At 40.9% G+C, this 24741-nt stretch carries 13 protein-coding genes; 8 read left to right on the top strand and 5 right to left on the bottom strand.

Features of this window, described 5'->3' with window-relative positions; translation table 11 throughout:
• Positions 1–272: 272 nt before the first annotated feature.
• Both F5613_RS07415 and F5613_RS07410 read left to right on the top strand, forming a co-directional pair.
• Positions 273–1886 carry an ABC-F family ATP-binding cassette domain-containing protein gene (locus F5613_RS07415; protein WP_079681857.1) on the top strand — a complete coding sequence of 538 codons (1614 nt, stop codon included), beginning with the start codon at positions 273–275 and terminating at the stop codon, positions 1884–1886.
• Between the two features lie 18 nt (positions 1887–1904).
• Positions 1905–3734, top strand: coding sequence for an LTA synthase family protein (locus F5613_RS07410; protein ID WP_179399281.1), 1830 nt, complete (start codon positions 1905–1907; stop codon positions 3732–3734).
• 364 nt (positions 3735–4098) lie between these two features.
• Here F5613_RS07410 and F5613_RS07405 read toward each other — a convergent pair whose 3' ends face one another.
• Both F5613_RS07405 and F5613_RS07400 read right to left on the bottom strand, forming a co-directional pair.
• Positions 4099–6399, bottom strand: coding sequence for a TonB-dependent receptor (locus tag F5613_RS07405; RefSeq protein WP_179399280.1), 2301 nt, complete (start codon positions 6397–6399; stop codon positions 4099–4101).
• A 95-nt stretch (positions 6400–6494) separates the two neighbouring features.
• Complete coding sequence (locus F5613_RS07400) at positions 6495–6857, bottom strand: hypothetical protein (protein WP_179399279.1); 363 nt, start codon at positions 6855–6857, stop codon at positions 6495–6497.
• Positions 6858–6957: 100 nt separating this feature from the next.
• Here F5613_RS07400 and F5613_RS07395 point away from each other — a divergent pair, with 100 nt between their 5' ends.
• From F5613_RS07395 to F5613_RS07380, 4 genes are all read left to right on the top strand, one after another.
• Entirely contained in the window at positions 6958–9870 is a 2913-nt protein-coding gene (locus F5613_RS07395; RefSeq protein ID WP_179399278.1) for a M16 family metallopeptidase, read from the top strand.
• 243 nt (positions 9871–10113) lie between these two features.
• Positions 10114–12399 carry an NADP-dependent malic enzyme gene (locus tag F5613_RS07390; RefSeq protein WP_079681854.1) on the top strand — a complete coding sequence of 762 codons (2286 nt, stop codon included), beginning with the start codon at positions 10114–10116 and terminating at the stop codon, positions 12397–12399.
• Positions 12400–12631: 232 nt separating this feature from the next.
• Complete coding sequence (locus F5613_RS07385; RefSeq protein WP_179399277.1) at positions 12632–15211, top strand: DUF5686 and carboxypeptidase-like regulatory domain-containing protein; 2580 nt, start codon at positions 12632–12634, stop codon at positions 15209–15211.
• Between the two features lie 10 nt (positions 15212–15221).
• Entirely contained in the window at positions 15222–16526 is a 1305-nt protein-coding gene (locus F5613_RS07380) for a Na+/H+ antiporter NhaC family protein (RefSeq protein ID WP_179399276.1), read from the top strand.
• Positions 16527–16682: 156 nt separating this feature from the next.
• Here the strand turns inward: F5613_RS07380 and xyl3A are convergent, their stop codons facing one another.
• Together xyl3A and trmD are read right to left on the bottom strand one after the other, a co-directional pair.
• Positions 16683–19289: a xylan 1,4-beta-xylosidase gene (gene xyl3A, locus F5613_RS07375; protein ID WP_179399275.1), complete on the bottom strand. Its 2607-nt coding sequence runs from the start codon at positions 19287–19289 to the stop codon at positions 16683–16685.
• A 373-nt stretch (positions 19290–19662) separates the two neighbouring features.
• Entirely contained in the window at positions 19663–20337 is a 675-nt protein-coding gene (gene trmD, locus F5613_RS07370) for a tRNA (guanosine(37)-N1)-methyltransferase TrmD (protein ID WP_179399274.1), read from the bottom strand.
• Between the two features lie 95 nt (positions 20338–20432).
• Here trmD and F5613_RS07365 point away from each other — a divergent pair, with 95 nt between their 5' ends.
• The gene (locus F5613_RS07365) at positions 20433–20888 is read left to right on the top strand and encodes a DUF4268 domain-containing protein (protein ID WP_079681850.1); all 456 of its coding nucleotides are present in this window, start codon (positions 20433–20435) and stop codon (positions 20886–20888) included.
• Between the two features lie 319 nt (positions 20889–21207).
• Here F5613_RS07365 and F5613_RS07360 read toward each other — a convergent pair whose 3' ends face one another.
• The gene (locus F5613_RS07360; RefSeq protein ID WP_179399273.1) at positions 21208–23031 is read right to left on the bottom strand and encodes a tetratricopeptide repeat protein; all 1824 of its coding nucleotides are present in this window, start codon (positions 23029–23031) and stop codon (positions 21208–21210) included.
• 856 nt (positions 23032–23887) lie between these two features.
• Here F5613_RS07360 and hisG point away from each other — a divergent pair.
• Positions 23888–24739, top strand: coding sequence for an ATP phosphoribosyltransferase (gene hisG, locus F5613_RS07355; protein ID WP_179399272.1), 852 nt, complete (start codon positions 23888–23890; stop codon positions 24737–24739).
• The last annotated feature ends 2 nt before the right edge of the window (positions 24740–24741 follow it).

The following is a 24741-nucleotide window of genomic DNA, read 5'->3' as shown; positions in this document are numbered from 1 at the left end:
CCGGTCAAGGTTTAATTTAAAGTCCTCATAAAAGTATGTACTACATTAAAATACAAATATAATCAGTATTATAACACAAAATAGAAATTACATACTATTTAACGTAAAAACTTTTCCTCTCGGTTGTAATCATTTTTTCTCTTTATACAAATAAGACGAAAACACAAGTATAAATGCTGCATATCTTTTGTTCGGCAATCTATTTTTTGTCCATGCTTCTAATTTTTACTACCTTTGCGGTCTCAATTGCAAATTAATAGGTATACAAAGATATGATTACGGTTAACAATCTGGATCTTCAATTCGGAAAACGTGCGTTGTTTCAAGACGTCAATTTAAAGTTCACACCGGGTAACTGCTACGGCATCATTGGTGCCAACGGTGCCGGAAAATCTACGCTTCTCCGCATTATAAGCGGTCAGCTTGACCCCACGCGGGGATCCATCTCATTAGGTCCGGGCGAACGCCTCTCCGTGCTGAGTCAGGATCACTTCGCCTTCGACGAATTTACAGTACTGGATACAGTTATCATGGGGCACACGGTGCTTTGGGATATCATTAAGGAAAAGAATGCGTTATACGAAAAGCCCGATTTTTCGGATGCCGACGGGATACGTGTTTCCGAACTTGAAGAAAAGTTTGCCGAGATGGAAGGTTGGAATGCAGAAAGCGACGCAGCCAATTTATTAAGCGGACTGGGCATCAGCGAAGACATACATTACAGTATGATGAGAGACCTGAGCGGTAACCAGAAGGTGCGCGTATTACTTGCCAGAGCCCTGTTTGGTAAACCGGACAACCTCTTGCTGGATGAGCCTACCAACGACCTCGACCTCGAAACAGTAAGCTGGCTTGAACATTACCTTGCCGACTTTGAAAACACGGTGCTGGTGGTATCGCACGACCGTCACTTCCTTGACTCGGTTTGTACTCATACGGTGGATATCGACTTTGGTAAAGTAAAACAGTTTGCCGGCAACTACAGCTTCTGGTACGAATCCAGTCAGCTTGCTCTCCGTCAGCAACAGCAACAGAACAAGAAGGCCGAAGAAAAGAAAAAGGAACTCGAAGAGTTTATCCGCCGCTTCAGTGCCAACGTGGCTAAGTCAAAGCAGACAACCAGCCGTAAGAAGATGATCGAGAAGCTGAATATCGAAGAGATTCAGGCTTCCTCACGTCGTTATCCGGGTATTATTTTCACCCCTTCGCGCGAACCGGGCAACCGTATCCTCGAGGTAAAGGGATTATCTAAATCCATCGAAGGAACTGTACTGTTCAAGGACGTGAACTTCAATGTGGAAAAAGATGATAAGATAGTATTTATCAGCCGCGACCCGCGTGCCATGACGGCATTGTTCAACATCATAAACGACGAAGACAATGACTACGAAGGCTCTTTCGAATGGGGACAAACCATTACGACAGCCTATCTTCCGCTGGAAAACACGCAGTACTTCAATACGGATATGAATCTGATCGAGTGGCTTTCGCAGTTCGCAGAAGACACCAACGAGGTATACCTGAAAGGATTCCTTGGTAAGATGCTGTTCTCCGGCGAAGAGGTGCTTAAAAAAGCAAGCGTGCTTTCGGGAGGCGAAAAGATGCGTTGTATGATCTCACGTATGATGCTTAAGAACGCCAACACCATGATTCTGGATTCTCCTACAAACCACCTTGACTTGGAATCTATTCAGGCATTTAACAATACGTTGAAGGCGTTCAAAGGAAATATCCTCTTTTCAAGTCATGACCACGAATTTATCCAGACGGTTGCCAATCGTGTAATTGAACTTACACCTAACGGTATCATCGACAAGATAATGGATTACGACGATTACATCACCGACCCGATTGTGGCAGAGATGAAACAAAGGATGTACAGATAATTCAATAAAAACATAGCAATGAAAAAGAGAGTATTATTTCTTTTTGCCTGCTTCATAACATTTATACTGGTCTTTGCTTTGCAAAAGCCAGTATTTATGTTGTATAACCATGCCTCCGGAGGGGGATTAAGTATTTCGGATTATCTGCAGGTAATGGTTCACGGACTGCAGCTGGATGCCACCGTAGCCGGCTACCTTACAGTTATACCCTTGTTACTCACACTTCTTTCGGTATGGATACCCGGCAGATATATTACTTTTATTCTTAAAGGATACTTTTTTATCGTTGCGTGTATCATCTCACTCATCTTTGTGGTGGACATTGCCTTGTATCCTTACTGGGGATTCCGGCTGGATGCTACCCCCTTGTTCTACCTGCAATCACCTTCTGATGCACTTGCCAGTGCACCGGCCAGCACACTGATACTGCAAACCCTGGTTTTCGTTGTATACACCTACGGAATATTCTGGGCACTCAAAAGATTTGTACTCCCCCTGATGCCGGAACAATATGTAAAAAAGATGTTCAGCAACTCGGTTCAGCTGGTACTGCTGGGAGGTATTCTCTTTATTCCGATCAGAGGCGGTGTTACCACTTCTACAGCGAATGTGGGTATGGTATACTTCAGTAAGAATCAGTTCCTCAACCATTCGGCCATCAATCCCTGCTTCAGCTTTCTGGCTTCGCTGTCCAAACAGCAGGATTTTGCAGCGCAATACAACTATTTCAGCGAATCGCAACGCAGCAAGATTTTCAAAAAGCTAACCAATCAACCGCAGGGCGACTCTATTCCGGAGTTACTCACTACCAAAAACCCCAACATCATTCTTATCCTGATGGAGAGTTTCTCTGCCAATGCGATTGAAGTTCTTGGAGGAGAAGCAGGAGTTACACCCAATATAAACAGGTTAAGTAAGGAGGGAATCCTGTTCAGCAACATGTATGCCAATTCGTTCCGTACAGACCGGGGTATTGTTGCTGTTCTGAATGGCTATCTGGCACAGCCTACCACCTCGATTATGAAATATCCGGCTAAAAGCCAGACGCTTCCATCCATTGCCAAATCGCTTCAGAAAAAAGGATACACTTCCGATATGTTGTATGGTGGCGATATCAACTTTACAAACATGCAGAGCTATTTCTTTAGCTCGGGGTATAGCAAGGTGACGGCCGACAGGGATTTCCCGCTTAAAAGCCGCCTTTCCAAATGGGGAGCCAACGACGACATCACCTTCGCCCATCTTTACCAAAGTATGACCGACAACTCCCGCAAGGAGCCCTTCTTCAGCACATTCCTCACCTTAAGCAGTCATGAACCTTTCGAGGTTCCATACAACCGGTTAAAGGATCCCTACCTTAACTCGGTAGCATTTACGGATAGCTGTCTGGGTGATTTTATTGATAAATTAAAGAAACTGCCGCTTTGGAATAATACGCTGATTGTTTTGGTATCCGACCATGGATTCAGATATCCGGCTTCTGTTAAAGAGCACGATCCCAAAAGATATCACATCCCTATGCTATGGCTGGGTGGAGCAATAAAGGAGCCGCGTGTAATAGCCAATTACGGGAATCAAACCGATTTAGCTGCAACCCTGCTTTATCAACTGGATCTGCCGCATAAGGAGTTTACTTTCAGTAATAATATGGTAGACAGTCTGCAACCCGCCTATGCTTTCTATAGCTACAACAATGGTTTTGGTTTTATAGATACCACGGGGGTTTCTGTGTACGATTGCGAAAGCGAGAAGCCTTTGATTATAAAACCTGAGGCAGGAAACGAGATCCGGCTGAATAATGGGAAGGCTCTGTTGCAGACTTTGTACGACGATTTGGGAAGCCGCTGATTAATTACAGCTCCACAATCAAGGAACAATCGGCTACTGCCCTTCGGAAGTTAAGAGACAACCTTATAGTGCTTAAGCGGCAAAGATATACCTCTTAAGCCGCAAACAAACAGGATTCGTACTTCGGGCCCATGGGGCCGTTTAATTGAGCCCATGGGCGCATTTGAACGGCCCCATGGGCCCGAGGTGCATAGCTGGTAACTTTCCCGCTTAATTCAAGCATGATTGCCAGTTATTCATACTTACATCCACACAAAAAAGAAGAGGGATCCGAAACGACGGATCCCTCTCTTATCAACCTTCCTAATCAACCTTAAAGACTTCCGGCAACCTAAAGAAGCCGGCAAATCAACTCATTTATCTATCAATACATAATCTTGCAACCCACATATACACTTCTGGGCAGGGATGGTCCGTAAATATAGCCCGCATCGCGGCTGCCACCCTTATCAAAGTCACTCTGATAAGAGTCGAATATATTCTGAACGCCTGCATTTACCTGGAGGGTACCTGACTTGAATAAGGGGAAATCGTAGGCCACCTTTACGCTCATATCCAGAAAATCGGGTGTCTTTTCTTCCTTGTCGGACGGAATGTAGCCGGCAAAATGCTGCATCAGCATACTGCCTGTATAAGTTCCGGTAAGGGAAACCGCCAACCGTTTAACCGGGTTGAATGAAGAGGTTACGTACCCGTATACATCCGGCGAGCGGAACATCTTTTTCTGCGGCTGCAGACTTTCATCACCACTCCACTTTTCAGGTTCTTTATAACGGCTGCGTTGTAAGGTACCACCGGCCTGAATCTGCATCCATTCGTACGCCAGCTTGGCTTCCAGGTTAATACCCATCACTCGTGCCCCTTTTCCGTTTCTTCTTTCCAGCAACAGGTTATTCTGTTGGTCGCGGCCAATCTCTTCCAGCAAAAATACATCGCTTAAGTCGGTGTAAAAGCCCTCAACAAGAAAATTAGTCTGTACCGCCCCGAAGCGCTGATAGAAGTCGGCCGAAGCACTTATACTCTGCGACTTTTCTTCTTTCAAATCCGGAGAGATACTGATGATAGCCACATCGCCTCCTACGGCCGTAATATGCAAGTCTTCGTCGAACGCCTGCGGAGCGCGGAACCCGCTTGAATAAGAAAGCCGCAGATTAATATCCTTGGTAGGATTATACCTCAGGTTGGCACGGGGACTAAATATGAGGTGATCGATCAGGTTATGTTTATCAAATCGACCTCCCATCAGGAAACTCCAGCGTGCATTTTTCCATTCGTTCTGCAAAAACAGACTCCCGATATTCACCTTTTGGGCAATCGTACGATTGTATCCTATCATCACATCCTCCAGGTTATCGTGGCTGTACTCCATACCTCCTGTAAACTCGGCCGGCATAAAAAGACAATTCGTCCAGTCGTATACATACTGCGCACCCCCTATAAAGGTAAGGTCGGTTGTATGTCCGTAGGCGTTCGGGTCCTTACCCGCACCGTAGTAACTCTGACGTTTGGTGTGCTGAGACGATGCATAAAGGTTTAAGCGATGCTTGTAATCGGTAGAGAAGAGATCGAATTTAAGTCCCCCGCCATTAATATTATGATCCGTCTGCTCCGTGATATCCGTTTCGTGAGGAGGTAAATCAAGGTTGTTTCCACCTCTGCGGAATTCGCTGATGTTATGATATTCGAACGTTAGTTTGGAATAAGTGCTTGTCTTCAGATAAGACCTGAAACCAACCGTCTTGGCATTAAGGTGTCCGATCTCTGTGAAGCCGTCTCCGTCGTGATCGTATGCAGACCGGGTACGGCTTTGTCCGAATAAATAAATACCAGCTTTCTGGTCGTCTGTAACCATCGACGCATTCAACGTTGTATTATTATCAGGTCTGCTCCCCCCGATCATCGTTAGTGAGTGAGCAACCTGCGCCGAGTTGCGCTGTGGTTCTTTGGTTATAATATTAATAGTTCCGGCAATAGCGGAAGAGCCGAACAGGGCAGATCCGCCACCGCGCATCACCTCTACCCGCTCAATCATATTGGCAGGAATCTGTTCCAGTCCGTATACTCCGGTTAGGGCACTGAAGATAGAGCGGCTATCTACCAGGATTTGCGTATAAGGGCCCTCCAGACCGTTGATACGTACCTGCTGGAAACCGCAATTCTGACAATTGTTCTCGACCCTTACTCCGGGCTGAAAGTTAAGTCCGTCGGCCAGACTGGTTGCATTGGCCCTGTCGAACACCTTTGTATCCAGTACATTCACCAACGAAGGAGCCAGGCGTCTGGTTGTTTCGTTCCGGTTAGCAGATACCACAACGCCGTCCAGCGACACAGCATCTTCCTCTGTTTCGAAGTTGATCTCCAGGGTTTTTCCCTTTTTGGGAACAATCTCTTTTTCGATTGTTTTATAGCCGACCGACTTCATCACGATGGTAAACTTGCCCTCGGGCAGGTTCTTCAGATAAAAATGTCCGGTACCGTCTGAAACGGTTCCAATGGTAGTTCCTTGCAGAAATACATTTATATAAGGCAGGTGTTCCCCGCTTTTTTTGTCGATGATATGTCCCACGATGTTTGCATCGGAAGGATTCAATACGGGCTCATCGGCCCCTCTGACTGTCCACAAGGAACAGCACAGACATAGCATAAGTATGACAATTTTATTCATTTGCTTTATTAACTTGATTAAAAAACAGACTCTGCTCTCTGTCATAGGCAGACAAAGAGATGTCGCTTCCGGTCTACGTCCGGAAAATAAAGAAATCAGATAAAAAAGATACTTGCAGGCGGGGCACGTAATAAACTACCGCCCGGCAGATGGGAGGTATATCCGGCACAGACCGGACCAGTTGTTATTGTATCTAAGGGAATGGCAAAAAAGCGAATATCCAGCGAATGGACAGCGCCATCCTGCACATTAATGTGCGAAAGAGCATTGAATAACTGTATTTCGGAACACGAGTGGTGGTGAGTGGTTCCGTTGCTTTGCTTTTGAAACGGATGCGAGTGTACAATGGTAACCCCATTCTCTATGTGAGCGTGCATAAACAGGGTAATCACACTGTAGTACGACACAAACAGAACGGGCAGGAAATAAGTAAAGAATGTTCGCAGTCTCTGTTTCACTAACTTATTTTATATTTACGGTACAAAGTTAGTAAAAAATTATTTGATAAATGTAAAACTAATTACTATGTTTGTTGAATCATCTATACAACCCAATTTTATGAGAAAAATCTATCAACTTTTTCAACTTTCCATTATCATTCTTTTGGTTAGTGGGTGTAGCAAGTCTACACTATCTCTGTATGAAACTGTACCCAATGATCCTCTTAACACCCGCATCTACACTTTAGACAACGGGATGAAGGTGTATATGTCTGTCAACAAAGAAACTCCCCGGATCCAGACCTATATTGCGGTTCGTGTTGGAGGCAAAAACGATCCTTCAACCAACACAGGTCTGGCCCACTATTTTGAGCACCTGATGTTTAAGGGAACACCTAAGTTCGGCACGCAGGATTATGAAAAAGAAAAACCTTTGCTGGATCAAATCGAAGGCCTTTTCGAAACCTATGGTAAAACGACCGACGATGCGGCCCGGAAAGAGATTTATAAACAAATTGACAGCTTGTCCTACGAAGCGTCTAAATTTGCCATTCCAAACGAATACGACAAATTAATGTCGGCTATCGGGGCTAACGGAACCAATGCTTATACAGGATTCGATATGACTGTCTATACGGAAGATATCCCATCCAATCAGATCGAAAACTGGGCGAAGATACAATCCGAACGGTTTTCCAATAACGTAATACGTGGATTCCATACGGAGTTGGAAACGGTTTACGAAGAAAAAAACATGTCGCTTACCCGTGATTCGAGAAAGGTATACGAGAAATTACTTGCCTCTCTATTCCCAAATCATCCCTACGGGACCCAGACAGTATTGGGTACTCAGGAGCATTTAAAGAATCCGTCTATCACTAAAATCAAAGAATATTATAAGACATGGTACGTACCTAATAATATGGCCATCTGTCTTTCGGGCGATTTTGATCCAGATCAGATGATCCAGGTTATCAAGACCTACTTTGGTACTATGCCTAAAAGTGACTCAATCCCCACCCTCTCGTTAGCAAAGGAACCCGAAATTACGGAGCCTGTACAGGCTGAAGTACTCGGACTGGAAGCCGAAAATCTTGTTCTGGGCTGGAGATTCCCGGGTGTTGCTGCAGATTCGACCGGTATGCTTGATTTGATCGGTCAGATTATGAGTAACGGACAGGCCGGATTGATCGACCTGAACCTGATTCAGCAGCAGAAAGTCCTCAGAGCCAATGCAGGCACTTATGCTATGGCCGACTATTCTGCTTTTGTTATGATGGCTACTCCAAAGCAGGGGCAGACTCTCGAGCAGGCAAAAGACCTGTTGTTGGGCGAAATTGAGAAACTGAAAACAGGCGATTTCGATGAATCACTGATCGAAGCTTCGATAAACAACCTTAAGCTTTACCAGATCTACCGCATGGAGAGCAATGCCGGAAGGGCCAATTGGTTTGTAAATTCATTCATTAATGGAGTAGATTGGAAAAATGCTGTAACCAAACTTGATCGTACCAGCAAGATTACAAAAGAGGAATTGGTAGCTTTTGCTAAAAAGAATTTTGGCAACAACTATGCTGTTGTATACAAAAGACAGGGAAAAGACCCCAACGAATTGAAGATTGCCAAACCGGCTATCACGCCTATCGTGATGAACCGCGACACAAGCAGTGCTTTCCTTGAAGAGATCAAAGCGGCAAAGGTGACTCCTATTGAACCTGTATTTCTTGACTACTCGAAAGATATGGGACAGTTTAAGGCTAAGTCTGATATCCCCGTGCTATACAAACAAAACGTAACCAACGACCTGTTTGATATTTTGTACGTTTACGAGATGGGTAATAACAACGACAAATTGCTGGGTACTGCTTTCCAATATCTAAAGTATCTGGGTACTTCTAAGATGACTCCTAAACAGATTCAATCCGAGTTCTATAAACTGGCTTGTTCATTCGATGTATTCAGCAGCAATGAAAGAGTTTATGTAGCGCTGAGCGGATTAGGCGAAAATATGCCGAAAGCTTTGGCTTTGTTCGAAGAATTGCTGGCTGATGCGCAGGTTAACAAGGAGGCTTATACCAACCTGGCTGCCGATATATTGAAAAATCGTTCTGATGCAAAGCTTAACCAAGGTGCTAACTTTAATAAATTGATGCAGTATGCTATATGGGGACCTGTTTCTCCGGATAAAAACATACCATCGGCATCCGAATTGAAACAGCTTAATCCGGATGAGCTTATTAAGAAAATCCATACGATGACCTCTTTCCAGCACCGAATCCTCTATTACGGACCGATGTCGCAGGAGGCTCTTACTGCCGAATTAAATAAATCACATCGTGTTCCCGAGAAGTTGCTTCCTGTTCCGGCCGGAATCGACTTCAAGCAACAGGTTATTACCGAACCGAAGGTTTTATTGGCCAAGTATGATGCCAAACAGATTTATATGTCTATGGTTTCCAACAGAGGTGAAACATTCGATCCGGCCATTGATCCGGTTCTCTCGTTGTATAATGAATATTTTGGAGGAAGCATGAATGCCATCGTTTTCCAGGAAATGCGTGAAGCAAGAGGATTGGCTTACTCGGCAGGTGCCAGCTTAAATACACCATCCAAACTTAAATATCCGTATATTTATCAATCGTTTATTGCTACGCAGAACGACAAAATGGCTGATGCCTTAAAGGCGTTCCATTCCATTATTGATGATATGCCCCAATCAGAAAAGGCGTTCAACCTGGCAAAAGATGGTTTAATTACCAGACTGCGCACCGAACGAATCATCAAGTCGAATGTGTTATGGAATTATATCCAGGCTGAAGACCTCGGACTGAAAACGGATACCAGAAAAGCTTTGTTTGAGCAGGTGCAAAAAATGACATTACAAGATGTTAAGGCTTTCCAGGAAAAATGGATCAAAGGACGTAAATATATTTACTGCATCCTTGGAGACGAGAAAGACCTTGATTTGAAAAATCTTGAAAGTTACGGACCGATACAGAGGTTAAGTCAGGAAGATATCTTCGGATATTAATTCATTTTCATCTGTTTAGCCTTATTTAAGGAGGAGAATTTTCAAAGGATTCTCCTCCTTTTGCTTTGTAAAAGAGAAAGATACAATTTACGACTTGTAGATATTATATCTGTTAGCCAAACTATTTGTAAGTAAAAAAGCCATTATATATAATAATTTATTACTTTTGTCTGCAAAGTTCAAAGGTTTAACGCAAGCACATTAAAAGTTAAAGCCGACTAACGTTACAAAATATATAAGTCAATGGGTAAGATAACAAAAGAAGATGCTCTTCGGTATCATGCCGAAGGAAAACCGGGGAAAATAGAGGTGATTCCCACCAAACCATATAGTACACAGACAGATTTATCACTGGCCTATTCACCAGGTGTGGCTGAACCTTGTCTTGAAATTGAAAAGAATCCGCTGGATGCGTACGAATACACTGCCAAAGGTAATCTGGTTGCGGTAATTTCGAACGGTACGGCTGTTTTAGGTTTAGGGGATATAGGTCCGCTGGCCGGAAAGCCTGTTATGGAGGGAAAGGGACTTTTATTCAAAATATTTGCAGGTGTAGATGTATTTGATATTGAGGTTGACGAGAAGGATCCCGAAAAATTCATTCAGACTGTAAAAGCCATCGCCCCCACTTTTGGAGGTATAAACCTGGAAGATATCAAGGCCCCCGAGTGTTTTGAAATTGAAACCCGACTGAAAGAGGAGTTAGACATCCCGGTTATGCACGACGATCAGCATGGAACAGCCATCATTTCCGGTGCCGGATTAATCAATGCCCTCGAATTGGTTGGTAAAAATATTGAGGATGTACGGATTGTGGTAAACGGAGCCGGAGCTGCCTCTATATCATGTACCAAGCTGTATGTGATGCTGGGCGCAAAGATGGAAAATATCATTATGTGCGATAGTAAAGGGGTTATTTCCACACATCGTACCGATCTGAATGCTTCAAAAAAAGCCTTTGCGACTTCTTTGGATATTAAAACCCTTGCGGAGGCTGTTAGCGGGGCTGATGTATTTCTGGGTCTTTCGGTTGCCGACGTACTTACCAAGGAAATGGTGCAGACAATGAATGACAATCCCATTGTATTTGCACTGGCTAATCCAAATCCTGAAATCTCGTACAGCGAGGCCATGTCATCACGCGAGGATATTATCTTTGCCACCGGCCGTTCCGACTATCCGAATCAGATTAACAACGTACTGGGCTTCCCCTATATTTTCAGAGGTGCATTGGACGTAAGAGCAAAAGCAATCAACGAAGAGATGAAGCTTGCTGCTGTAAAAGCAATCGCCAGTCTGGCTAAAGAGCCTGTTCCGGATGTGGTAAATGCTGCTTACAAACTAAAACGCATGAGTTTTGGAAGAGACTATATCATACCCAAGGCACTTGACCCCCGTTTGCTTACCCGTGTATCAAGTGCTGTGGCTAAGGCAGCAATAGAATCAGGAGTGGCGCGGAAGGAAATTACCGACTGGAATAAATACGAGAACCACCTGCGCGAAATGATGGGCTACGACAACAAAATGATGCGCTCGTTTACGGATATGGCTAAAGCTAATCCCAAGCGTGTTGTTTTTGCCGAAGCAAACCATGTAAATATGCTGAAAGCTGCAGCCGAAGCTAAGGCTGAAGGTATCTGTTTCCCCATCCTGCTTGGTAACGAAGACCGTTTGGCAAAGATAGCCAAAGAAGAGAACATCAGTATGGAAGGCATGGAGATTGTGAATCTGCGTCACGATCGCGAACTGGAACGCTGTCGCCGATACGCCAAAATGCTTGTGGAAAAGAAACAGCGCGAAGGTATGACTTATGCCGAAGCCTGCGAAAAGATGTACGACAGGAACTGTTTCGGAATGATGATGGTTGCTTCTGGCGATGCCGATGCTTTTGTTACCGGTGTATATAGCCGCTATTCTGAAACTACCAAGTTAGCCGAACAGATTATCGGTATTCGTCCCAGTTATAAATATTTTGGCACCATGAACATTGTAACCTCCAAGAAGGGAACATTTTTTATTGCCGATACTCTTATAAACAGACATCCTTCTACCGAGGTATTGATCGACATTGCTCGCCTTACCCACGATGCCGTTAAATTCTTTGCCAACGAGCCTACAATGGCTATGATCTCTTACTCTAACTTTGGCGCCGACAATCAGGGTAGTCCGGTTAAGGTTCACGATGCAATAGCTCATCTGCACGCAAACTATCCCGAGATTCAGATCGACGGCGAAATGCAGGTAAACTTTGCACTGAACAAGAAATTAAGAGATGATACGTATCCGTTCAACAAGGTAAAAGGCAAGGATGTAAACACGCTTATTTTCCCGAACCTTAGCTCGGCAAACAGTGCTTACAAGCTTTTATTGGAAATGGGTGTTGTTGAGACCATCGGACCGATACAGATGGGATTAAATAAACCGATTCACTTCACAGATCTTGAAAGTTCTACACGCGACATCTTGAATCTGACCACAGTGGCTGTTGTTGATGCTATTGTACAGGAACAGATTGACAAAGCTAAATAAGCGGACTTAAAGGACATTATAACATAGCGTAATCTGAAAACTCGTAAGAGGGTTGAACAGATTACGCTATTTGCTTGTTAACTATCTGCAATCAGGTGAAAGGATTAGTGCAAAATAATATATTAGGTATTCTAACGTCTGTTATAGATTATTAAAGGCTTAAAACCTTTCCTTATTTAAGAAAACTTGTACCTTTGCACAAATATTTTCCTAAAGGAACAATTAGCGTTAAATGGCAAAAATTATCCGTAACATATTTCTGTTTGTCCTGCTTCTGGCCGGATCGAGCAATTCTGCCTTGCTGGCACAACGAATCACATCGGCTTCAGGTATTGTAAAAGATTCAATTACTGGTGAGCCAATGTCGTACGTTTCTGTAATTTTTGAGAATTCAACCATTGGAACGATGACAGATGACAATGGTTTGTTTACGCTTCAAAATGACAGGGGGCTGACCAAATTGCTGGTTTCTTCGCTTGGTTACGAAAACAAGCGTGTAAACTTATCGGCAGGAAAGAAAAACGAAGCTTTATCAATATTAATACGTCCTACAACCATTCAGATTTCAGAAGTTGTAATTAAACCGACTAAAGAAAAATACACTAAAAAAGATAATCCCGCGGTAGAACTCATTCGCAATGTTATTGAGCGTAAAAACGACAACCGCATTGAAGCAAAAAGCGCTTATCAATCCGAAAGGTATGAGAAGCTGAGCATTGCTCTTGATAATTTTAATCCCAACCTGGATAAGAATAAGTTCCTCAAGAAATTTAGTTTTATCAAGAATTACCTGGACACATCCGAATTCAATGGAAAACCTATTTTAACGGTGTCTGTTCGCGAAACATTGTCCGACATTTATTACAGAAAAGATCCCAAATCAGAAAAGATCTATACAAAGGGTCAGAAACTGCAAGGGATTGACAAATCGCTGGATGAAGGTGGAATAACTTCCAACCTGCAGGAGATCTTTCAGGGAATCAACATTTTCGACAATAACATTAATATTCTGCTAAACCGGTTTGTGAGTCCGCTCTCATCAACCTTGGCTACCTCCTATTACAAATATTACATTATGGATACCGTAATGGTGGGGAATAACGAATGTATTGACCTGGCTTTTGTTCCGTTTAACAGTCAGAGTTATGGCTTTACCGGAAGATTGTTTGTTACAACAGATGGTCATTTTGCCATCAAGAAGTTTCTGTTGAATGTTCCTTCCAACATCAATCTAAACTTCGTAGATAATTTGCGAATTACACAGGAATTCAAACAAATGCCAGACAGTACCTGGGTACTTGATCAGGAAAATACATTCATTAATTTTTATGTAATAAAGGGAGCACAACAGCTTTATGCACACCAGATGAGGAGTTATAACAATTATGACTTTTCTACTCCACCCGATTCTGTGTTTGATGTTTTAGGCAGCTACATCGTTTTGGAAAGCGCCATAAACCAACCGGATAGCTTTTGGGTAGCAAACAGGCACGTCCCTTTAAAAGAAAAAGAAAATGCTCTTAAGGATCTTTTGGCTGAACTACGTAAGGTCCCGGCATTCAATGTAATGATTAAAACGGCCGAAATCCTTATTTCGGGATATATCCAGACCGGTAAAGACCGTAGTACAAGCAAATTTGACTTCGGACCGATGAATACGACTTTCAGTGCGAATCAGATTGAAGGATTCCGTATGCGTGTTGGGGGTATGACAACAGCCAATTTCCATAAACACCTTTTTGCCAGTGGATTTATGGCTTACGGAGCAACCGACCGTAAACTTAAGTATAACGGTAAATTGACCTGGGCTTTCAACAAGAAACAGTATCACGAGGGTGAAAATCCCAGAAATAATTTATCGTTGATGCATGAATACGATATTTATACTCCTGGCCAGGACTTCCTGTTTACCAGCAAGGATAATATATTTGTTGCCTGGAAGGTTGGAGAACCCATTACTAAAATGAGCTACATCCGTAAAACCATGCTATCATATGAGAAAGAATGGTTAAACGGACTCACATTCAAGACATGGGTTCGTAATCAAAATGACGAACCAACAGGTACGCTCCGTTACACGAAACGTGATGCCTACGGTAATATGTACCGGATCAATGATATTACGACCAGTGAAGCAGGTGTTCAACTCCGCTTTGCTCCTGGTGAACGTCCGTACAGTGGAAGAGCCGGGAAAGAGTCGGTATTCAACCTTTCAAAGGATGCTCCTGTGTTTAAGATCTCCCATCAGATGGGTCTGAACAATGTATTAGGAAGTGAGTATAGTTATAATCATACGGAAGCTTCTGCTGAGAAACGTATTTGGCTTTCATCGTTCGGACATATAGACACAAAGATAAAAGCAGGTAAGGTATGGGACAAAGCTCCATTTCCATTACTTATTTTACCCAATACAAACCAGTCTATCACCATTCAACCCGAAGCATTCCATATGATGAGTGCTCTTGAATTTGTAACAGATCAGTATGTATCTCTGGATGTAACTTATTACCTGAAGGGATGGATATTAAATAGAATTCCGGGAGTAAACTGGCTTAAACTTCGTGAAGTTGTTTCATTTAATGCCATATACGGCGGACTTTCTGACAAGAACAACCCAATGAAGACACCTGATCTTTTTATGTTCCCTGAAGGAACACAACCGTTAGGAGATCGTCCTTACATGGAAGCAAGTGTAGGTTTGGAGAATATCTTCAAGATTCTTCGCGTTGATTATTTCAGAAGATTGAGTTATCTTGACAATTCAAATATTAAAAAGAGTGGTGTACGTATTGCTCTAAGATTTTCATTCTAAAAACGGTATAATGGATAATAAGGATACGGTGAAAACACCTTACAACCATACACCCAATGCATGGGCTTTATTTCCTTTGGTCGTTTTTCTCTTTACATATTTGGTGGTATCTATTCTTGCCGGCGATTTCTATAAAATGCCTATCACAGTTGCATTTTCAATAGCATCGGTTGTTGCAATTGCCCAATCGAAAGGAGGAAAACTCAATAACAGGATTGAACAGTTTTGCAGGGGGGCAGCCAATTCAAACATTTTATTGATGGTGCTGATTTTTATTCTTGCCGGAGCTTTTGCCCAAACAGCCAAAGCAATGGGCGCCATCGATGCTTCCGTAAATCTAGCCTTGTCCATTTTACCAGACAATCTATTGGTAGCCGGAATATTTATCACTGCGTGTTTTATCTCGCTATCGGTAGGCACCTCTGTAGGAACTGTCGTAGCCCTTACACCCGTTGCGGCAGGTATTGCTCAGAAAACGGGACTGGATCTTTCCCTTATGGTTGGTGCTGTAGTTGGAGGAGCTATGTTTGGCGACAATCTTTCTTTCATTTCGGATACAACAATCGTAGCAACGCGTACCCAGGGATGTAACATGTCTGATAAATTTAAGGCGAATGTACTAATTGCTCTTCCTGTAGCTGTTGCTACCACTCTCATTTATATTATCACTTCTCAATCTGCACTTCCGAATGCAGGTTCGGTAACAATCGATTGGATTAAGGTTATCCCCTATCTTGTAGTTCTCATTACTGCCATTTCCGGAGTTAATGTACTTCTAGTTTTATTGATTGGAATCGTATTATCTGGTTTTGTAGGCTTACTGACGGGTGGATTCGGCATTTGGGAATGGACCGCCTCCATGGGATTAGGTATAAATAATATGGGAGAACTGATAATTGTTACACTTCTTGCTGGAGGTATTCTGGAAATGATACGCTTTAATGGTGGGATTGACTGGATCATATTAAAGCTTACTTCTCATGTAAGAACCGCCAAAGGCGCCGAACTTAGTATCGCTGGCTTGGTTAGCTTTGCCAACTTATGCACCGCAAACAATACGATTGCACTCATTATGGCTGGACCAATAGCTAAAGACATTGCCACAAATTTTAATATCCCAGCTAAAAGATCGGCCAGTATTTTAGATATCTTTTCTTGTTTTGTACAGGGAATTATACCTTATGGCGCTCAATTGCTGATGGCATCCGGACTAGCTATGATATCTCCCATTGAAATAATGCAGAATCTCTATTATCCCTATCTTCTAGGATTTACAACATTATTGATAATCTTACTACGAAAACGAAAAGTATAATACAATTTCATATACAAAAAAAAGAGGATGAATCTTGTTAAGCAGATTCATCCTCTTTCTTTGTATAATAATAAGTCGCACCCAGCGAACTTATCCTATCTTAAGATCAATTTGACGCGGTATCAACTTGTGATCTCAAACCATAAACTACCTATCCTATTCTATCTTAAGATCTATTCCCTGTAATGCACTGTCGGCAGACGATCCGCCGTATAATATTTTATAGGATCCGGGCTTTACTTCTAAGGTCTGCGTCGCATCACTGAAGGAATAGAAAGCCTTCTGATCTAGTTCGATGGATACCTTTTCGGAAGCTCCTGCTTTTACAGACACACGCTTAAAACCTTTCAATGCCTTAATAGGACCTTCGGGATCATTCGGATTCTTAATGTAAATCTGTACAACCTCATCACCGTCACGCTTTCCTATGTTTTTAACATCCACAGTCAGGGTTACCTTATCCTTTGTTCCAATCTTCGAAGCCGAAAGTTTCGCATTCTGATAAGCAAATGTTGTATAGCTTAATCCGTAACCAAATGGATATAATGGAACCTGTGTCATATAGCGATACGTACGTCCCTTCATGCTATAATCCTCAAAATCGGGCAACTGATCAACGGACTTGTAGAATGTGATTGGCAATCTACCGGCTGGGTTATAGTCGCCGAAAAGAATATCTGCAACCGCTGTACCACCCTCCTGACCGCCATACCAGGCATTCAGAATAGCATCAACGTTTGCATCCTCCCAATTAAGGGCCAATGCACTACCTGTACATACAACATAAACTACAGGCTTTCCGGTTGCTTTAAGAGCTTTGACCATCTCCTGCTGAACTTTTGGAAGCTCAATATTGGTTCTGTCTCCTTTTCTGAAGCCTTCAGCATCCACAGGCATTTCCTCTCCCTCTAATCGTGGCGAAATACCTCCTACAAATACAATTACATCCGCATCTTTTACGTTTGCTGCAGTGCCGGCAAAGTCGACCGGTTTACGAACACCAACAGAGAAGTTCAGATCGGCCATACCCGAGCGTTGCATGTATTCTATTTTCACAGCATACTTCTTTCCTTTTTCTGCTTTAAGAGTATATTTTCTAAATGCAGTATACTCGCTCTCCCACATTTCAGAAACAACAGCGTTATCAATATACAACCGGATTCCGTCATTTCCAGACAATTCAAAATCAATATCTCCGGTTACAGGAGCCTCAAACACTCCGGTAAAACGAGCGGTAAAGTCTGATAAATTGACATTTGGAGCAAACTGAGTATTTCCTCCCGTAGTATAATGTAAGCTCTGAGCCAATCCCTTAAAGACAGGTTCTCCTTTAAATTCTGTATTATTAAAGTACTCAGCAAGAAAACCGGTACCAGCATTTGAGGTAATTTTATCCCCCATATCTTGCATTACAAAGTTATCAGTATGATTGCATCCCAATTGATAGATTACCTCAGCTCCGGGAACTTTATTTCTGATTCCTTCTAAAATTGTAACAGTTTTCGTTGGGAATCCATTGTAATTTGCCCACAACATGGTGCTATCTGCAGCATTGGGACCAACAACAGCGATCTTCTTTATGGACTTATTCAATGGCAAAACGTTGTTTTTATTTTTCAGTAACACCATACTCTTACGAGCCATCTCCAATGCCTGCTGGATATGTTGCTTACTTTCTACAACGTTATAAGGTATCTTAGCGTATGACACCTTATCATCCGGATCAAACATGCCTAGTTCGAAACGAGCTTTAAACAAACGACGTAATGACTCGTCCAGATCGCTCTCTTTAAGTGTTCCGTCTTTCAATGCTTTCTTCAATGAACGATAGCTTCCGCCACATTCTAAATCGGTTCCACTTCGTACGGCATCGATAGATGCAGACTCGGCATCAGGATGTGTTTCATGACGGGGCGTATTCTTGTCTTTTTGCCAAAAATCATCTATTGCTCCACAATCGGAAAGAATAATTCCCTTATATCCCCAGCTGTTACGAAGAATATCAATTAATAACTTATCACTGCCACAACAAGGCTTCCCTTCATAGCGGTTGTAGGCACACATTACTTCCTGCACATCCCCCTCCTTAACAAGTTGCTCAAAAGCAGGCAGATAGGTTAACCATAAATCACGAGGAGTTACTTCAACATCAAACTCATGCCTGTTCCACTCCGGACCGCTATGAACTGCATAATGTTTTGCACAAGCATGGGTTTTGTAATAGTCGGGATCGTTCCCTTGCAACCCCTTTACAACAGCTAGTCCCATTCGGCCTGTTAAATAAGGATCTTCGCCATAAGTTTCCATTCCACGCCCCCATCGCGGATCTCTGAATATATTAATATTGGGAGTCCAAAATGTTAGTCCTTTATATCGGTCATATTCTTTATCTTTTTGATATTGATGGTATTTTGCCCTCGCTTCGTCGCTTACCATTGTGAAAGTCTTTAATAAAGCCTCATCATCGAAAGTTGCCGCTAAGCCGATTGCCTGCGGAAATACAGTGGCTTTCCCTGCACGGGCAACGCCATGCAATGCTTCATTCCACCAATCATAGGGAGGAATTCCCAAACGTTCGATAGCTGGGGTCTGATTCATCATCTGACCTACTTTCTCTTCTGGCGTTAATCTGCTTAGCAGGTCGTCAACACGTTCGTCAATAGGAAGATCTGGATTACGAAAAGGATAGTCGTACTTCTGACTAACACACGAAGCGGCTGCGATCAAAAAAAGAGCAGCACCCGCAATAATTTTCATTCTCATGGTCTTATAATTTAGATATTGTATAAATTACACTTTAAAAAAATGTAATTCATTTGTTTGTAGAATGTTATATGGTACTATTGGGAACAAAGCTAATTGATTTGATTTACATATTCAAATAAATAAGATAAAATAAACAAGAAAATCTCTTCCATCAGCTTTCTTTCTAAATATAATATAAAGGCTTACTTTATTTATTTTGGCTCACTGAAATTCGCATTGCAAGTTTCTGCAAAAAGCAAATCATCTATCGAATCGAAGTTAAATCAGTAAATGTTAACAAATAATCGGATTTAAGGTAATACAAAATTTCCAAACCCTAATCACAGGATTCGTAACAACTATCTAATTCAAAAATCAATAAGGTAAAGTTCTATTTGAGCAAGTCGGGACGTAGTCTTAAAGTCCTTTCATGAGCTTGCTGAAGCCTCCATTCAGCAATTTTACGTTCGTGACCAGAAAGTAAAACTTCAGGAACTTTCCATCCATTATAATCAGCTGGTCGGGTATAAACCGGCGGAGCCAATAAATTATCCTGAAACGAATCGGATAAAGCACTTTGTTCATCACCAATAGCCCCAGGAAGGAGTCGGATTACTGCATCTGCCATGATAGCAGCAGCAAGTTCGCCACCAGTTAAAACATAGTCACCAACCGAAATTTCTTTTGTGATAAGATGCTCACGGATACGATAGTCAATTCCCTTGTAATGGCCACAAAGAATAATCAGATTATTTAGCATCGACATCTTATTGGCCATGGGTTGGTTAAAGGTTTCACCATCCGGCGATGTATATATAACTTCATCGTAATCACGCTCACTTTTTAAAGCAGAAATCGCCCGGTCAATCGGTTCTATTTGCATAACCATGCCCGCTTCGCCTCCAAAAGGATAATCATCAACACGGCGCCACTTGTTAGTAGTATAGTCGCGGAGGTTATGTAAATGGATTTCGGCCAAGCCATTATCCTGAGCTCTCTTTAAAATAGAACAATTGATCGTTCCTTCTAACATTTCGGGCAATACGGTAAGAATATCAATTCTCATTGTCATACAATTTGATTTCGGTGCAAAAGTAGGCATAATATACATTTATTCGGGTATAAACATGTAAATTTGTAGTCATAATCCAAACATAATACATGTACACAAAAGACGAATTACGGGAATTAAAGATAGCCTTTTGGGAAAGTTTTGCAGCCTATTGCGAGGTACAACCATATTTACAAGGACGAAAAAAAATCTGGATCCTATATGATACAAAGATAAAAGGGGTTGAGCTTAAGTTTGACGCAACCCGGAATGGTGCCTACGTTATTCTTGAAATTAACCACCGACAAGAAGATCTGCGGTTGGAGATGTTTGAAAAACTTTCCTGGTACAAAGAAACATTGGAAAAAGACTTTAACGACGGACTTATCTGGGATATATGCTTTGTTAGAGAAACAGGAAAAGAAGTAGCCCGAATTTATACTGAAAAAACCGGCATTGATATTCATCGCAGAGAGCATTGGGGGGAATTCTTTCATTTTATGGCCCAAAAGATGTATTTACTTGAACGTAACTTTCTTGAAATTGCCGATTATCTAAGAGAATAAAATCATCAAAACAAAGGATCATGATTCCATCTTCAGAACCATGATCCTTATAATAATTATATCAAATAGTGTCCACTAAAATAACCTAAATCTCATCATCTTTAATAATGTCTTAGGCTGTATTTCAATGAACCTAAGGACGGACACTACTGTACCATCCATAGGAACTTGAAAAGGTCAGTAAATATAGAGTAGGGTTAGTTTGGTTAGAAAACATTGCAAAGCTACGTATCTTGTACATCCTAAACAATAGGTTTATATGTACAGAATATAGACAAATTCACCCTAACAACCCATATTAGTTCAGCTTAAACCGCTTTTATTCAATTTTTTGAAGAATATCTTCCAATGTTATATCTCCGTCAATATGCATTCGGAGTTTTTTTATCCGAGTCCTTTTGGTCAACAAAGACTCGTATTTACAATTTGTAAGTTTAGCGATTGTTTCATTTGAAATTCCAAGTCTGATTAAATTACAGATACGTACATCATGAGTAGTAAGGTCTGGAAATGCAACTTCAAGTTTTTTACTGAAATTATCAAAATGTTCATTCATCAATTCGGAGAATTGAGCCCACTCCGATTCAGCAATCAATGGATCTCCCGGCACCCAGACCTGTAATCTTTCAATTAAAGAAGTTTGCTTCATTATCTGCTCATTCATTGCAATAATCTGAACCTTTTTCTTCGACAAGCTGGATATTTGATCTTTTAAATCGTGTAATGTACGTTCTAGCTTTTCAGTATCTTTTTTCAGAGCGATGGTCTCTTCTGTTTTTGCACGCAAAAGAGCTAATTGATATTCTTTTTTAGCTAATTCATCACTCGTATCCGCCATCTGCTTGGTCGTTTTCCGGATCCAGATTTCATTTGCCTTTAGCATTTTCATATTATCTGCAATCTGCTTTTCGTAGTCAATCAACTTGTTTACACTTTCTCTTAATTGAGATTCTTTTCTTCGTTTAAACGTAAAGAAGATGTAAACAAATGCAATTGTCAGAAGCAAGCTTCCTGATAGTATAAGATAGAAATTACTCCATGCCCTGGACTTTTCCAATAATATTACATTTTTCTCGTTCTCCAGTTTTTCATTATCATATTTAGCCACAACCTCCGCCAAGGCTTCAGCACTACTTATATTACGAATAGAGTCCTGATATGTATAAGATAATTTATATGCATCTATTGATTTATTTAAATTCCCGGCATCTTCTTCTATTTTAGCCAAAATCATGTAATAGCCAGTTTTTGTATATAATGAACTGCTATTTTTACATTGATTTAAATAAAGCCTTGCAGAATCCAACTGATTAACTTTCCTATATGCATCAGATACACCCAAATTAATCTCTTCATTTTTTATAATATTAGGATCAGTATACAAAGACTTGCGGATATAGTAAAGAGAGCTATCTGACATATGTCTAGCATCATACATAAGAGATATTTCATAATACATCAAGGATTCAACACTTTTATTTTGATACCTGTCAGCTATGCTAAGTGCTTCATTAAAATATTGCATCGATTTATCATATCGTTTCAACAAATAATTAGAACGTGCAATATCTCTTAATATAAAATAGGCCGATGCTGTGTCTTTCGACTGAAGTAATGATCCATATGCTTTTACATTCCATTCCAATGCTTCATTATATAATTCTCTGTAAAAGGAAAGCTTTGCTAAATGATTATATATCAAAGCCTGCAATCTATACTCGGTTGTTTTATTGGCCATTGTTTCGGCTTTTTTATAGCTAAGAGCCGACTTTTCCACTTCACGTATATCATCATAAATTCGTCCTTGATAATAGTAAGCTTTAGCTTTCATCAAGGGGTCATCTTCTTTTTCAAAAAAGGCTACGACCGTATTAATCAGTGAATCTGAAGTATGAACAATGTAATTTTTATCTCGCGCTTCAATTAAACATAAATTATAAGTAGCTTTTAATTTGGCAGGCAGATGCTCTACCCCTTTCAGTCCTTCGAGGATTAACAAAGCACTATCCGGACGTTCAAGCATTAATGCCTGAGCCTTACTTATCTCATCCGGGATAGGATAATTTTTATTACAAGAAAATAGAAAAGACATAACCAAAACAAATGTGATGGCAACAATTGGAATCATTCTTCTAGCGTTCATAGGTAAATAGTCAAAAGCCGGATTCAAAATAAACCAGGCTTAGTTAAATAACTTTTTGAAATAAAAATCAAAAATACATTTAAATCCTTTACAACGGAGAAAACTCATTTAAAATTAGTGATATCAGCTAGTAGATAAACAATTCATACATTTTTTTATTAATAATACCTATTACTAATGCCCTGATGAATTTTGTCTGCTGAATAACATATAATCTTCCTTATTGGGACGTATCCTACTGTTAATATGCAATGTCATTTGAAGTAAATTACTTTTATCGGAACATCCTATTTTCTAAATTCAGATTTAAATTACAAAAGATGGAAACAAAACCTTATATTTTTTGAATATACGTTATTGACTAAAAAAAGGTTCTTATACCTACGAAATACTGGCTAAAGATGAATAATAAAGTCTTCATTTAATGCGCATCAAATTATAGTTACTTTTGATTGTATAACTCATAACATTTTCGCCAAAAAGTATATACATTTTAGAAAAAATGTCCCTACATTTTTCAAGGCAGATTGAATCATTAATCTTTAAAGAATAAATGCATGCCTTAAGTCCCCGTAAACTCTCTATAAACTCATAAAATGGTATCTACTATAAATAATTTGTAATATTTTATCATATAATATTGCAGATTCAAGAATTATTGTAATTTTGTAGCGTAATCAATCAGAAATATGAAACTGAATACAATGCATCATCATCACCATCATTACAACGGACAATAGTTCGGTGGGCTGTTTTGGTGTCTAAAAGGTGCATTAAAAATAATAAAGTGAAGGCTTACCGTTCAAGGTAAGCCTTTTTTTGTCGGTATATAGGTATTAATTTAAAAAACAGACATATGTTACGAATTGCAGTACAATCAAAAGGAAGGTTGTTTGAAGAAACAATGATGCTTCTTGAAGAAGCTGGTATAAAACTGAATAAAGGGAAACGTACCTTGTTACTTTCGGCAAAGGGATTTCCGGTCGAAGTACTTTTCTTGCGCGATGATGATATACCACAATCGGTGGCTAACGGAGTAGCGGATATTGGTATCGTTGGAGAGAACGAGTACATCGAAAAAGGAGCGGAAGCTCTATTGATTAAACGCTTGGGATTTAGCAAATGCAGATTATCTTTAGCTATACCGAAAGATGAAGAATATAAAGGAATCGAGTGGTTTAATGGAAAAACCATTGCAACCTCCTACCCCGAAATTCTGAAGGACTATTTGAGACAAAAGCAAGTCAAGGCCGAATTACATGTTATCAGTGGATCCGTGGAAATAGCTCCTGGCATTGGTTTGGCAGATGCAATTTTCGATATTGTAAGTTCTGGAAGTACATTGGTGAGCAATCAATTAAAGGAAGTAGATGTAGTAATGCAAAGCGAAGCCCTTCTTATCGCAAACAGCGAACTTACCGATTCAAAAAAAGAAATTCTGGATGAGCTGATTTTCCGTTTCGAAGCCATTCAAACAGCTGAAGGGAAAAAATATGTACTGCTAAATGCTCCGGAAAATAAATTAAAGGAAATAATCGAAATCCTCCCCGGGATGAAGAGCCCTACTGTAACTCCGTTAGCCGAAGAGGGATGGGTATCCATACAATCTGTAATTGCTGAAAAGCACTTCTGGGAGATAATAGGCAAGCTGAAAGCTCTAGGAGCTGAAGGTATACTGGTTATTCCGATTGAAAAAATGATTTTATAAAC

The sequence above is a fragment of the Macellibacteroides fermentans genome (genome assembly GCF_013409575.1).
GTDB lineage: Bacteria > Bacteroidota > Bacteroidia > Bacteroidales > Tannerellaceae > Macellibacteroides > Macellibacteroides fermentans.
This window is presented reverse-complemented; position numbering and strand designations above follow the sequence as displayed.